Origin of the sequence: Acinetobacter sp. 16, assembly GCF_033439925.1 — a bacterium.
GTDB lineage: Bacteria > Pseudomonadota > Gammaproteobacteria > Pseudomonadales > Moraxellaceae > Acinetobacter > Acinetobacter junii.
The window spans coordinates 2793173-2806787 of record NZ_CP137746.1 but is presented as its reverse complement, the minus strand read 5'-3'; the positions used below and the strand labels follow the sequence as shown (position 1 = coordinate 2806787).

Sequence of the window (13615 nt, the reverse complement as noted above, 5' to 3'; positions counted from 1 at the left end):
AAATGTATAAAGATATTATGCAATTGTTGTGCAAAAATTTAATTATTGACATAAAAAGCTGCCTAAACCAGATGATTTAGGCAGCTTCTAACATTACTTTACTTTGGAGTTAAGATTGATTTGTAAAATAGTCTTCACTGAAGTTCATGATGAGATCAGAACCAGCTTCAACTTTCTTAATGCGAGCTTCTAACTCAGGCAAGATACGAGTCACAAAGTATTGAGCTAATGCAAGTTTGTTTTGATAGAAGTCACCTGACTTATCTTTAGCAGCAGCAGCAATTTTTGCAAACATGTAGCTGAAGCTGAGTAAGCCAACTGCATGTAAGTAATCTACAGCAGCAGAGTTAGGGAACTCTACATTTTCAGCTGCTTGTTCAATGATGAATTGAGTAACTGCTTCTACTTCAGTTGCTGCATCTAAAGTTGCATCTTTAATGAAGTTCAAATCTGCATCTAATGTATTTGCAAAGTCACGAATTTCAGCAATGTATTCAGCGATGAAAGCACCACCATTCTTAATCACTTTACGACCGATTAAATCTTGTGATTGAACACCGTTCGTTCCTTCATAGATTTGAGCAATACGAAGATCGCGGATACATTGTTCCATACCCCATTCACGGATAAAACCATGACCGCCAAATACCATTTGTGCATCTAGCGTTGCTTGGAATGCTGTATCTGTTAGATAAGCTTTAGCGATAGGTGTTAAAAGCGCAACACGGTCATTGGCTTTTTTAACAGCTTCAGCATCGGTTGAGAACTTCGTAATATCGAGCTGTTGACCGACATAAACAGCAAATGCACGTGATGCTTCATTGTTAGCACGTACGTTTAGTAACATACGACGAACGTCACCGTGAACTAAAATGCTGTCTGCAGGTTTGCTTGGTGACTGAACACCTGAAGCGCTACGACCTTGTAAACGATCAGTGGCGTATTGTGCAGCATTTTGATAAGCAAATTCAGAAGCACCTAGACCTTGGATACCCATCGATAAACGTTCATAGTTCATCATGACGAACATCGCTGCAAGACCTTCATTTTCTTTACCAACGAGGAAACCTTTAGCACCGTCAAAGTTCATGACACAAGTCGCAGACGCTTTGATCCCCATTTTGTGTTCGATTGAACCGGCACCAACTAAGTTACGTTCGCCTAAAGAACCATCTTCATTTACAAGATACTTAGGTACGATAAATAAAGAGATACCACGTGAACCAGCAGGAGCATCAGGTGTTTTTGCAAGAACTAAGTGAATGATGTTTTCAGCGAGGTCGTGATCACCACCTGTAATAAAGATTTTTGTACCTGTGATGTTGTAAGTACCATCTTCATTACGTTCAGCTTTGGTTTTAATAATTCCTAAATCTGTACCTGCATGCGGTTCAGTTAAGCACATCGTACCAGACCATTCGCCAGAGTAGATTTTAGGTAAATAAGTTTCTTTTTGCTCTTGAGATGCATAGCTGTTTAATGCCATACCTGCACCCACAGAAAGAAGCGGGTAGAGCAAGAATGATGGATTGGTTGCGAATAACATCTCATCAGCAAGAACAGTCAGCATTTTTGGCATTGCCTGACCGCCCCATTCCTCATCAGCACCTAAGCCAATCCAACCACCTTCGGCATATTGACGGAAAGCATCTTTGAAACCAGCTGGAGTGAATACTTCACCATTTTCCCAACGAGCGCCTTCTTCATCACCTGTACGGTTAAGAGGATGAGTTACATTCTGCGCAAATTTAGCCATTTCTTCTAAAATAGCTTCAGCCGTTGCCGCATCTACATGAGCAAGTTTTTCATTAGCTTGCCAAAATTGTTCTGCGTTAAATACATCATTTAAGATGAATTTCATGTCTGCTAAAGGAGCATTGTAAATTGGCATAATCGTTCCCTTCTAGGCACAGGCTCTGTGCAAAGTGATCAAATAAAACGAACAAATAAATGAATAATCTAAATTTAGCATTGATTAAACAAAAAAAGGACGGTCAAAACTGACCAGTCCTTTTTTTGTGATGAACGTTGCATCTCACTCTAATCTATGATTAGAACGCGAAGTGTTCCGCATCAAGTTCAAACAATGGCGCAACACCAGTTGAAAGTACATCTACATGTGAGCGAACACGTGGCAAAATCTTCTTGAAGTAGAAGCGAGCAGTCGCTACTTTCGCATTGTAGAAGTCAACATCAGTTGAGCCTTCAGCCAGTTTCTCCTGAGCAACCAATGCCATACGAGCCCATAGGTAAGCAAGCGTTACATAGCCAGAGAAATACATGTAATCAACTGCAGCTGCACCAACTTCATCAGGGTTTTGCATTGCGCGCATACCGATTTGCATCGTGATGTCGCCCCACTCTTTGTTTGCAGCAGCTAAAGGTGCAACAAATTCTTGCATTGCTGCGTTGTCTTTGTTCGCTTCAACAAATTTATGGATGATCTTAGTGAAGTCTTTTAACATTGCACCTTGAGTTTGCAATACTTTACGACCTAACAAGTCAAGTGCTTGGATTTCAGTAGTACCTTCGTATAAGCAAGCAATACGTGTATCACGTACGATTTGCTCCATACCGTGCTCAGAAATAAAGCCATGGCCACCAAAGATTTGAACCCCATGATTTGCAGATTCGTAACCAGTTTCAGTTAAGAATGCTTTTGCAATTGGCGTCAATAAAGACAAGATGTTGTCAGAGAATTTACGATCTTCTTCAGTTGCACCTTGTTCAACGATATCTGCGTGTAGAGACAACAGATATACTAGTGCGCGACCACCTTCTGCAAATGCTTTCTGGGTCAACAGCATGTTACGTACCGCAGGATGCACAATGATTGGATCTGCTTCTTTTTCAGGCGCTTTAGGACCTGAAAGTGCACGCATTGCTAAACGATCTTTCGCATATGCTAAAGCACCTTGGAAAGAACCTTCAGATGCAGCAAGACCTTGAACTGCTGTACCAATACGTGCAGTGTTCATGAATGTGAACATGCAGTTTAGGCCGCGGTTTTCTGGTCCGATCAAGTAACCTTTTGCTTTATCAAAGTTGATCACACAAGTTGCGTTACCATGGATACCCATTTTGTGTTCGATCGAACCACAACGTACAGCATTGCGCTCGCCAACTGAACCGTCAGCATTGACATGGAACTTAGGTACGATAAACAGCGAGATACCTTTAGTGCCTTTAGGTGCTCCTGGTAAACGTGCAAGAACAATATGGACAATGTTCTCTGCCATGTCATGTTCACCAGCAGAGATAAAGATTTTCTCGCCAGAGATTGCATAGCTGCCGTCTGCTTGTGGTTCAGCTTTGGTGCGGATAATACCCAAGTCAGAACCTGCATGTGATTCAGTAAGACACATGGTACCTGTCCAAACACCAGATACTAGGTTGGGTAAATAAGTTGCTTTTTGTTCATCTGAACCGTGATGCTCTAAAGTACGTACCGCACCATGAGAAAGACCAGGGTACATACCCCAAGACCAGTTGGCAGTACCAACCATTTCAGAAATCACGTTTCCTAGAGAAACAGGTAGACCTTGACCGCCATATTGCTCTTCAGCAGAAAGAGATGGGAAACCAAGTTCGATATATTTTTGATACGCTTCTTTGAAACCAGTAGGCGTAGTGACAACACCGTCATTCCAAGTACAACCTTCACGGTCGCCTGATTGGTTGATAGGAGAAAGTTCATTCTCACAGAAATCTGCCGCTGCTTCTAAATATTGATCAACCAATTCACGGCTTACGGTGCCCTGAAATGCAGGCAGTTTTGCGTAATGTGCTTCAGCATTTAATAATTCGTGCAATACGAACTGCATATCACGTAAGGGTGCTTTGTATTGTGGCATAGCGGGTTCCTCAATACTGGTCAAACCAGAGTTATAATCTTAGTCAATGATAAATGTGCCCAATTAATGGCACCATTTTGTACCCCTAATCGTGCAACAAGTTATAGTTTGGTACAAGCTATTACAGGTCATTTCTTAGTGACTGCGAAGTCAAAGATTGTCATTTTGCCTGTATAAGCACTGAGATTGTATGTGTTTTTTCTAATTTTTACTTGTACTGCTTGTTTAAAATCGTAAGCAGCTGTGTAGTGGTTATTTTGATCTGAATTAATGATGATAATGTAAGTGAGATCATCGGAATCAATATTTTCACGATTTATTATGGCGCAACTTTGCAGACTTTCATCAGGTTTTTATTTTTAGATTAATTTTTAGAAAATGAAAGTAACCAGTACTCTTGAGTAATTATTAGTTATGATTTTATAAGTGTCTCGTATGCATTGATAAAAAAAGGCGCTGTGAAGCGCCGTAAGGAAGAGGGTTAAGTAGTTGGATGCATTTGACGCTTAAATTGTGATTGATCAGGGCTGAAACGGACTTCACAAGTACCTTCGATGACACGATTATTCCATTGAATATTCACGCGTTCACCAATGCGCTTTCCTTGACATGCTTGTTCGATCTTCGCTTTTTGAGCTTGATGATGTTGACGCATTTGTTCACGTTGTTCTAAACGCTGCTCACGCTTAGCTTGCCACTCGGCACGCTGTTCAGGGCTAAGATTTTGGCGCTGCATTGTATGATGTCGATGATGATCTCTATTCATATTTTGTTCAGCAGGCGTAGTGGATTGGCAAGCTGCTAAAGCTAGTGTTGAACCGAGAACTGTGCTTAAAATTGCAATCTGAGTCTTCTTCATTTTTTATCCAGTAAACTACTTGCTCATTGATGAGTTAAAGATTAGACAATAATGATGAAGAAACAATGGAGAGTTTTTTTCTGACATGTTGGTTACAATCAAAAGGTAGATCCATGTTGAGACTATATATTTGAGTATCCGTCGTATTCCTATAGCTTTACGCTTATTCCTAACCGTCTTGTTAACAACGTTGTTGATCGCCACGATTAGTTTGGGGATTTTACATTGGACGATGCAAAAGAACTTTGCTCGATATGTTGCCGATGTGGAAATGCAAAAGTTAGATCGTTTGATTGCCAATTTGGGGAATGTATATAACGTTTATCAAGATTGGGGGAATGCGATTCAGGCGCAAATTTTACAAATCGAAGGAACTGCCGCACCAGATGACTATGATCGTTTATCACAGTGGTGGTTGCGTCGTCAGTATGACATTGCTTTGCAGCAAAGATACTTTAATGATCATACTTTATTAAGCATGTCTCCAAGCTTATCGCAAAATAATGCGGAAATAAGAAATCGCCAAATTTTTAATACCGAAGAGCTAAATATTCTCAAGCAAAATCTGCCGTCGGAATATCAACCATTTGAGGGTTTAAAATTTCCATTAAGTCCAAGTCAATTTAAGTTAAAAAAAGATAGTTCTGAGCAAAAGTCTAATAAGCAAAATGATGATACTCAAAATGGAAAAAAACGTTTTGTTTCGATTCCAGATCAGTTGGGACTGAGTTCTCGCTTGTCTCTTTATGATGCAAAACATCAATTTGTTGTTGGTGAACCCGCAACAGATCAAATCTCTTACCGTCCGATTTTGGTAGGTCAACAAGTAGTGGGTTACTTAGGTTTAAAGCCTGTGCTTGATCAAGATGATGCCTCAAGTATTAATTTCTTTAGTAATCAGAAACGTTATTTATTCTTGGTTTATGTGCTGACTGTATTGTCGAGTTTGGTTGCAGCATTGTTGATGGCAACTTATTTTAAAAAGCCAATCCAGCGCTTATTAAAAGCGACCTCAGAATTGACCAAGGGTAACTATCAACATCAGGTAGCGATTAAGCGTAATGATGAATTAGGCGATTTATCTAATCAGTTGAATCATTTGGCTGATATTTTGCATCAACATGAAGAGTCACGTCGTCAATGGGTTGCTGATACTTCGCATGAGTTAAAAACGCCTTTAGCTGTATTACAGGCACAAATTGAAGCGATGCAGGATGGGATTCGTAAGGCAACACCAGAGCACTTAAATGCCATGATGTTGCAAGTCTCTAGTTTAAAAAAATTAACTCAAGATTTAGCTGATTTGGCTCAAGCTGATGCTCAACAACTTAAATGTTATTTTGCTGATGTAAATCCTTGGGAGATTATTCAGCAAGAAGTTGAAAACTTTAAATCAACTTTTGAACAGCATCAGTTAGAAGTTTCACTTTCTGGCGAAGGAGCGATTCTTTCATTAGACCGAGATCGATTTAAGCAAATCATTGTTAACTTGTTAGGAAATAGTGTTCGCTATACCGAACAAGGTGGGAAAATACAGATTCATACTCAACAAAATGCTAAACAGTGGATATTGTATGTGGATGACAGCCCATTTGGTGTGAATGATGAGCAGTTAGCGCGTTTAGGCGAGCGTTTCTATCGTGTTGATGATTCTCGTACTCGGAGTACGGGAGGGACGGGTTTAGGCTTGGCTTTGTCTTGTAAATTGGCACAAGCATTGGGTGGTTCACTGACATTTGAGCATTCACCATTAGGTGGTTTGCGTTGTGTTCTGACTTTTCCAAAACAAATCAAATAACTTTTTATTCCTCTATTTCTGAGGATGTGATGTATAGGATGTAGACCATGAAACATATTATGTTGGTTGAAGATGAAGTAGAGCTAGCACAGTTGGTTCGAGATTATTTAGAGGCTGCTGGTTTTGAAGTCAGCATGTTTCATGATGGTCAAGATGCTTATACTCAATTTCAGCAACGCAAACCAAGCCTGATGATTTTAGATTTGATGGTGCCACGTATGGATGGATTAACGATTTGTCGTAAAGTCCGTGAGCAATCAGATTTACCAATTATTATGGTTACTGCACGTACTGAAGAAATCGATCGTGTGTTGGGGCTGAATATGGGGGCTGATGACTATATTTGTAAGCCATTTAGTCCGAAAGAGTTAGTTGCGCGAGTGCAAGCCGTGTTACGTCGCTTAGAGCGAAAAGCTGAGCCTGAACAGAATGATTTATTCCGTATTGATAAAGCTCAGCAACGGATTTGGTATCAACAAAAAGCACTGACGCTAACGCCAACAGAGTTCCGTTTATTAGAATTGTTTTTAGAGCATTTAGGACAAGTCTATTCACGTGCACAGCTTTTAGATCACATCAATCCTGACAGCTTTGATGTCGCGGATAGAGTGATTGATAGTCATATCAAAAACCTTCGTCGCAAAATCACAGAAGCTGCAGACACAGGGAATCGTCATGAGTGGATACAAGCCGTTTATGGGGTTGGTTATCGTTTTGAATACCCTGAATAATTTTATGCTAGCCTTATGTAGATCATAAGGCTAGCTTTTCTTTTTTAGAAACACACCAAAAAACACATGATTTGTGACTTATCTAAACTTACATTAATCGTATCGCCATCTTTGGGGATGGTCACAGGTTTCTCAAAAGAAGTCCCTTCTTTCACAATATAATTCCAACGAGCAATTTGGTCGTTTGAGCCGATATATTGATTCCCCACATAAATATCAGTTCGCCCAACAACTTCAGTATGGCTAACATTTTTTTCATAAGAAAAATTTGCAATGAGAATGTATTCACCAGCAGGTAAGTTGGTAAATTTAAAACGTCCTTGATCATCTAAGATACGCGTAGACATGAAATGTTTGAGAATAGATTCTGGGATATGAGTTGGTAGCTTTTGATCACGTTTAACTTTTTCATACCATGCTTTAAATTCATCTGTCATCCAGATTAAACCAACGGCTTGTGTTCCTTTGGGTGGATATTGTTTTTTTGCAAGAATTGCACCTTTGTAAAATGCTTGTCCTGCGATCGTTGAATTACCAACAGGGCGAATTTCAGCTGTTGCTTGTTTCAGTGATTTTATTTTGACCGCTTTACCCGAGAGACAATCCTGCATCGCTGTTCGTGCTTGAGCTAAACCATCATAGTCAAGTGTGTAAATCGTGGCATTGTTCAATTTTAATTGTAGGTTTTTTTCTTGATCACGCATAGATTTAAGCGTTTGCTGAATATCTCCTGTGTTAACTGCAAGCATACCTGTACTTGAACTTGGCAAAAGTTGAGCTTTTAGGGGTGTCGCAGCTAAATCTTGCTGTCGGAGTTCGACTCGCATCTCTTCTGCTGTATGCGTGGTAGGAATGCTTTTACCTTGAAATAGGATCGTTGCATGTGAAGTTTTTTTTGCAGCACCAAAAATAGAAAAACTGTTTTCAGTATCTTTAGTAGAAATAAATCGAATAGCACAGTTGAGTTTAGGCTGGTTTAAGTCTTGTTTTAGCATCCAAACGCCAAGAGGTGATCTTGAAATGATTTGTGTATCTTCGTCAAATGAAGGGGCGGCATGCAGCAGACACGAACTGGAAAGTGCAAAAGCAAATAGTATTTTGGTAAGTGTGTTGAAAGGCATCTGAAAACTAATCCTAATCATGTGTAGTTTATTGTTTTAAACCCAATTCGCTATGTTTCATTTCAATCTAAATGTATATGCTAAATTCACCATGAATTCTAGTCACAAAAGCTGAGTGCTGATCCAAAATTTAAAATCACCAAATCTTGGGAGGAGATTATATTGTGTTGTTTGAATTTTATACAAATTTTACTATCTTAGGTCTAAGACTTAAAAGACTAACAACGAATTTCATTGTGAGCTTATTGTTTACATAACTTTGTTAGGGCGTTTGGATGTGTAGAATTCTTTCACAAAGAGATAAATCTAATAAGAAAAATGAGCCTTTAATTTTATCCTGTGGATAACCACAGTATTATCCACAGAAAATGTGGATAGTTTGATAATGATTTTGCAGAAATAATCTACTGATAAAGTACTTAGATAGTAAGCGTCCGCTGAACCCCATGCCTATTTTTTAATTTGAGTTGGATTTCCAGCGATGTGGTAGTAATTCTTCTATTTGGGTCGCTTTATGCGTCGGCAGCCTTTTCAGCACATCACTGAGATAGGCATACGGATCCAACCCATTCAGCTTTGCTGACTGGATTAAAGTCATGATATTTGCCGCTCGCTGTCCACTGCGCAGCGAACCTGCAAACAACCAGTTCTTACGGCCCAATGCCCAGGGACGCATTGAGTTCTCTGCCCAGTTATTGTCAATGGGTAGATTGCCATCATCCAGATAGCGGCTTAAGGCTGGCCAACGCTTCAGACTGTAATTGATGGCCTTGGCGGTTGGAGAACTCGATGGCACCGTCAGATAATGTTGGTTGAGCCATTCACACAGTTGTTGCATCACCGGTTGGCTGTGCTGTTGTCGGTATTCGCGGCGGTGTTCTGCTGTACCATCGGTCTTTTTCCTGAGTTCTGCTTCTATCGCATACAGTTTCTGAATCATCAGTAATGCCTGTTCAGCGATCTGACTTTTCCCGGTCACATGTAGCTCATGGAATTTACGACGTGCATGCGCCATGCAGCCCACCTCTATGACATCGCCTGATTTAAAGCGTGCTTTATAACCACTGTAATCATCACAGACCAGATGGCCCTGCCAGCCATTCAGGAACTCTTCTGCATGCTGACCTGAACGGCTATCCTGAAAGTCATAGATCACCGCTTGAACTGGATTGTACTGTGTAGTGGCATAGGCCCAGACATAACCTTTCTTCGGTTTTTTCTCATCATCACCCATCCGCATGATGGTGACCGGCGTTTCATCGGCATGGATCACCCGCTGTTGCAGCACCACCTGTTTTAAGGCATTGGCCAGAGGTTCCAGTTCCACACCGCAGCGACCTATCCAGTCAGATAACGTTGATCTAGAAAGCTCGATTCCCGCCCGCTGATAGATCAGACGTTGACGGTACAGCGGTAAATGATCGGCATACTTCGATACCAGCACATGGCTGAGCAGTTCAGGTGAAGCAATGCCTTTATCAATCACATAGGCAGGCATCGCTTGCTGAGTCAGGGTGTCACACTGATCACAGACCCATTTGCCACGCACATGCTGTTCCTTATAGAACTGTGCCGGTCTGAAATGTAGTTTTTCACTGATATCTTCGCCGATACGACGCAAGGTGCAGCCACAAGCACATTGGGTTGATGTTGGTTCATGCTCGATACGGATGGTGTGTAGATGATCGGGCAGCAGTCGACGTTTAGGTTTGTTGACTGTGGCTTTGTGTGTCGCTGCATCAGTTTTATCTGCATTCAGCCGTTCCAGTTCCAGATCAACAGCGGCAATATCTTCTTCGACCGCTTCATCCCACAGATGGATTTGTTTTGCGGTGAGATGTTCGTTTTTACTGCCAAATTTGTGCTGTTTAAATAGTGCGAGCTCATGCTCGTATTTTTGCGTGAGAATGGAAAGATGTTGAACTTTGGCATCCAATTGCTGGTTTGATTTTTCTAATTCTTGATTTGATTGTGCCAAAGACTGATGCTGCATTGCCAACTGCCGGGTAAATTCCAGCAGTTGTTCATGGGTCAGTTGGCTTAAATCAGGCAGCGTATTCATGACCGCAGTATGCCTGAGGTCATGACGCAGAGGAAATAGAACGTTTGGAGAATAGCAGAATGGACCAAGCTAGTTTAGAGCATCGTCACCACCTGCTGTCGTCCAATGCGCTGCCAAGGCAAACCCTGGATCAGTGCCTGTAACTGTTCTGGGCTGAGGGCTACGCTTTCACCCTGGTGAACTTTAGCCCAGTGAAATTTTCCCTGTTCCAACCGCCGGGCACACAGCCAGATGCCCAGTCCATCATGTACCAGCACTTTCATGCGATGGCCACGTTTATTACAGAACAGGTAAGCACAATGCGGTTTGATGTAGCCAAAGGCTCTCACCACCTGAGCCATGGCCGTATCCATACCTGCACGCATGTCCATGGGCTGAGTAGACAACCAGATTTCATCGATACGGATCATGTTGTAAGTGCCTTGAGTAATTCTGCTAAAGCAGATATTTCTGATACTTGCCATTTCAAGCCAATTTCTGCTTTTGAGTGGGGTAAAGTAATTTGAACCGTTAACATGCCAGTAGGGATAGGATCTAATGGTGCGGAGCAAGATAAGGTAATAAATGCAGGTTTATTCGGTAGTAGTGAGCGATCATTCCCTGGCTTAGCATCAATTAAGCGAATCCATTTGGATACAAGATTTGTATTCAATCCATGTTGCAAAGCGACCGAAGCAATTGAAACCTCCGATGCTTTACACGCCTGAACGATCTGCTGTTTAAATTCAGCACTATATGTTCTTCGTTTTATCGTAAGAGATGCGATGGATGTCTGGTTATTTGTAGTCATAAATTTAAGTTCCCACTTGTTTTTAAGTCAGGACTAAATTAAGGCTTATAGGACGAATTCATAAGGTGTGTTCAGCGGACGCTTACCTTAGATAATCAATGAACGGTCTAGTATTAAGCGTATTTTATTAATTTACAAAAGCTTATGCTGATTTTTTAAGTGCTAGGGGATATAAATCTAGATGATGAACTTATGCTGTGACTAAGCCTTGTCCAGTTTAATCACAATATTTATCTCTAACACAACTTCAATGGGCTTGATTCAATTATGGATGAATAATTATTTGCGTGCCATTTTTAACAAGTTGCCAAATTTCATCCATATCAGCATTTGTCACGGCAATACATCCTAAAGTCCAGTCTTTACGAGGCATATAAGTGGAACTCGCAGGGAATGCTGTTGCAGGAGTAGGGACTGTGCCATGAATCATCACATCACCGCCCGCTGACTTTTGCCGTTGCTTTGCATAAGCGAGATCATTCGGATTTGGATAGGAGATATGCAAAGATTTATAATAAGCACTTTGAGGATTGCGCCAGTCAATTGTATAAGTGCCTTCTGGTGTTTTACCATCACCTTCAAATTGTTTATGCCCAATCGGATTGAAGCCTAAGCGAATCGGATAACTTCGAATGATTTGATCATGGTGTTTGAGTTTCAGTTGCCGTTGTTGTTTAAAAACTTCTATTGTCGTTACAGGCTTAGTTTTATTAATCTCTTCTATTTCTTTAGCTGAAAGGGGTGGGTGAATAGGAGCTAAGTTAGGAATAAACTTTTCATATTTATAAAAAGCTAATCCTAACAAAATAACCAGTAATGCAAATCCAATAGCCAGCCCTAACTTCATACAATATCTTCTATGATGAACAACTTACTGATATTTCAGGTACATCACTCGGAAGTGGGGCAGTATCTTGTTCGGTTTCTAAGTCTGATTTTCGTGTGTAGGGTTGATTTAGCAACTTGAATAAACGATCAACTTCACTAAAGTCTCCACGTTCCGCTTGTTCAATGGCTTTTTGAGCCATGTGATTACGCAAAATGTATTGAGGATTCACTTGTTTCATTACAGCATCTAATTCATCCGTATCCTGATGTTCTCGAATTGTTTGATACTGTTGGAGAAAGCTATCAAACTGACGGATATCTAAACAATCATCACGAAGAGCTTTATATTGCTTATCCTGAAGGCGAATAAAACTTTGCGTATAGTCCAGTTGTTCTGTTTGTAATATTCGTAAGAATGCAAAACTGCAATCCAAGCTGTCTTTATGGAAATGTGGCAGTCCCATTTTTTGGCACAAGCCTTGACCATAATGCGCTAAAAAAGCTGGCTCAAACTGTTCTAAACATTTTGCCAAATCCAGTTTGAACTGTTCTTTTTGTTCAGGTTTGGCTAGCGGAATCAGATTATTTAACCACGTCCACAGATTCCAGTGTCCAATGCTTGGTTGATTCTGATAGGTATAACGCCCCTGATAATCTGAGTGGTTATTGATCCAATTCGGACGGAAACGTTCCATAAACCCATATGGACCGAAATCTAAAGTTGAACCTGTGATATTGAGATTATCAGTATTCATCACACCATGAGCAAAGCCCACCAATTGCCATTTCGCGATCATGATTGCAGTACGCTCAATCACGCTTTGAGCAAATGCGAGTATTGGATTCTCTGATTGTAGGCATTCTGGATAATGCCATTCGATACATTTTTCAGTGAACTCGGTTAATAATTCAGGTGCGTATTGATTGATCCATTCAAAATGACCGAGACGAATATGACAATCCGAAGTGCGTAATAACATCGCACCAAGCTCTAAAGTTTCACGTTGTACGCCTTGCGTAGAGGTAGTGAAACCTACCGCATGACTTGAAGCTACACCAAGTGCATTGAGTGCATGACCCGCAAGATACTCTCGAATTACCGAGCGAAGAACAGCACGACCATCACCCATACGCGAGTAGGGAGTAGACCCAGCACCTTTTAAGTGTAAATCGATAGTTTCGCCATGCTTATTGAGTATTTGTCCAATCAATAATCCTCGACCATCACCCAATTGTCCTGCCCATTGACCAAACTGATGACCCGCATAAACCATGGCTAAAGGTGGGAAGTCGCTGAAGGTTTTTTGACCGCTGCAAATTTCAACCCAGTTAGATTTATCATCTGCATTCCAAAGTAATTCATCTGCCAGAGCCTCATTAAAGTGACCTGCTTTTGCACCACGTAAAGGGCTTGGTTGTTGTTGGTGATAGAACTTAGGATTCAGTGAATTGTAACGGGGATTAAATTGCATAAAATAAAGTCAAGAGATGGGTTGAGTAATCACTATATCAAATATAGGTTTGAATAGGCGAATTGGTTATAGGCATAAAAAATGGCCTCATCGAGAGACC

At 40.8% G+C, this 13615-nt stretch carries 11 protein-coding genes; 2 read left to right on the top strand and 9 right to left on the bottom strand.

What is annotated here, in order from left to right; translation table 11 throughout:
• Window positions 1-109 precede the first annotated feature (109 nt).
• The 3 genes from R2H34_RS13545 to R2H34_RS13535 form a co-directional block, all read right to left on the bottom strand.
• Window positions 110-1891: an acyl-CoA dehydrogenase C-terminal domain-containing protein gene (locus tag R2H34_RS13545; RefSeq protein WP_004908894.1), complete on the bottom strand. Its 1782-nt coding sequence runs from the start codon at window positions 1889-1891 to the stop codon at window positions 110-112.
• Window positions 1892-2051: 160 nt separating this feature from the next.
• Window positions 2052-3854 carry an acyl-CoA dehydrogenase C-terminal domain-containing protein gene (locus R2H34_RS13540; protein ID WP_004964050.1) on the bottom strand — a complete coding sequence of 601 codons (1803 nt, stop codon included), beginning with the start codon at window positions 3852-3854 and terminating at the stop codon, window positions 2052-2054.
• 481 nt (window positions 3855-4335) lie between these two features.
• Window positions 4336-4713, bottom strand: a complete 378-nt coding sequence (locus tag R2H34_RS13535; protein ID WP_004908890.1) for a hypothetical protein — start codon at window positions 4711-4713, stop codon at window positions 4336-4338.
• Between the two features lie 130 nt (window positions 4714-4843).
• Here R2H34_RS13535 and baeS point away from each other — a divergent pair, with 130 nt between their 5' ends.
• Together baeS and R2H34_RS13525 are read left to right on the top strand one after the other, a co-directional pair.
• On the top strand, window positions 4844-6511 hold the full coding sequence (gene baeS, locus R2H34_RS13530; protein ID WP_087539423.1) for a sensor histidine kinase efflux regulator BaeS: 1668 nt from the start codon (window positions 4844-4846) through the stop codon (window positions 6509-6511).
• Window positions 6512-6558: 47 nt separating this feature from the next.
• The gene (locus R2H34_RS13525) at window positions 6559-7242 is read left to right on the top strand and encodes a response regulator (protein WP_004908887.1); all 684 of its coding nucleotides are present in this window, start codon (window positions 6559-6561) and stop codon (window positions 7240-7242) included.
• A 44-nt stretch (window positions 7243-7286) separates the two neighbouring features.
• Here R2H34_RS13525 and R2H34_RS13520 read toward each other — a convergent pair whose 3' ends face one another.
• The 6 genes from R2H34_RS13520 to R2H34_RS13495 form a co-directional block, all read right to left on the bottom strand.
• Window positions 7287-8363, bottom strand: coding sequence for a hypothetical protein (locus R2H34_RS13520; protein WP_087539424.1), 1077 nt, complete (start codon window positions 8361-8363; stop codon window positions 7287-7289).
• A 457-nt stretch (window positions 8364-8820) separates the two neighbouring features.
• Entirely contained in the window at window positions 8821-10425 is a 1605-nt protein-coding gene (tnpC, locus tag R2H34_RS13515; protein ID WP_004684361.1) for an IS66 family transposase, read from the bottom strand.
• 74 nt (window positions 10426-10499) lie between these two features.
• Entirely contained in the window at window positions 10500-10835 is a 336-nt protein-coding gene (gene tnpB, locus R2H34_RS13510) for an IS66 family insertion sequence element accessory protein TnpB (protein ID WP_004642106.1), read from the bottom strand.
• A complete protein-coding gene (gene tnpA / locus R2H34_RS13505) occupies window positions 10832-11215 on the bottom strand; it encodes an IS66-like element accessory protein TnpA (RefSeq protein ID WP_004684363.1) in 384 nt (127 codons plus the stop codon). Before tnpA ends, tnpB begins: the two co-directional genes overlap by 4 nt.
• A gap of 265 nt (window positions 11216-11480) precedes the next feature.
• Window positions 11481-12062, bottom strand: a complete 582-nt coding sequence (locus R2H34_RS13500) for a L,D-transpeptidase family protein (protein WP_087539426.1) — start codon at window positions 12060-12062, stop codon at window positions 11481-11483.
• A 10-nt stretch (window positions 12063-12072) separates the two neighbouring features.
• A complete protein-coding gene (locus R2H34_RS13495; protein ID WP_087539428.1) occupies window positions 12073-13515 on the bottom strand; it encodes a protein adenylyltransferase SelO in 1443 nt (480 codons plus the stop codon).
• Window positions 13516-13615: the final 100 nt, after the last annotated feature.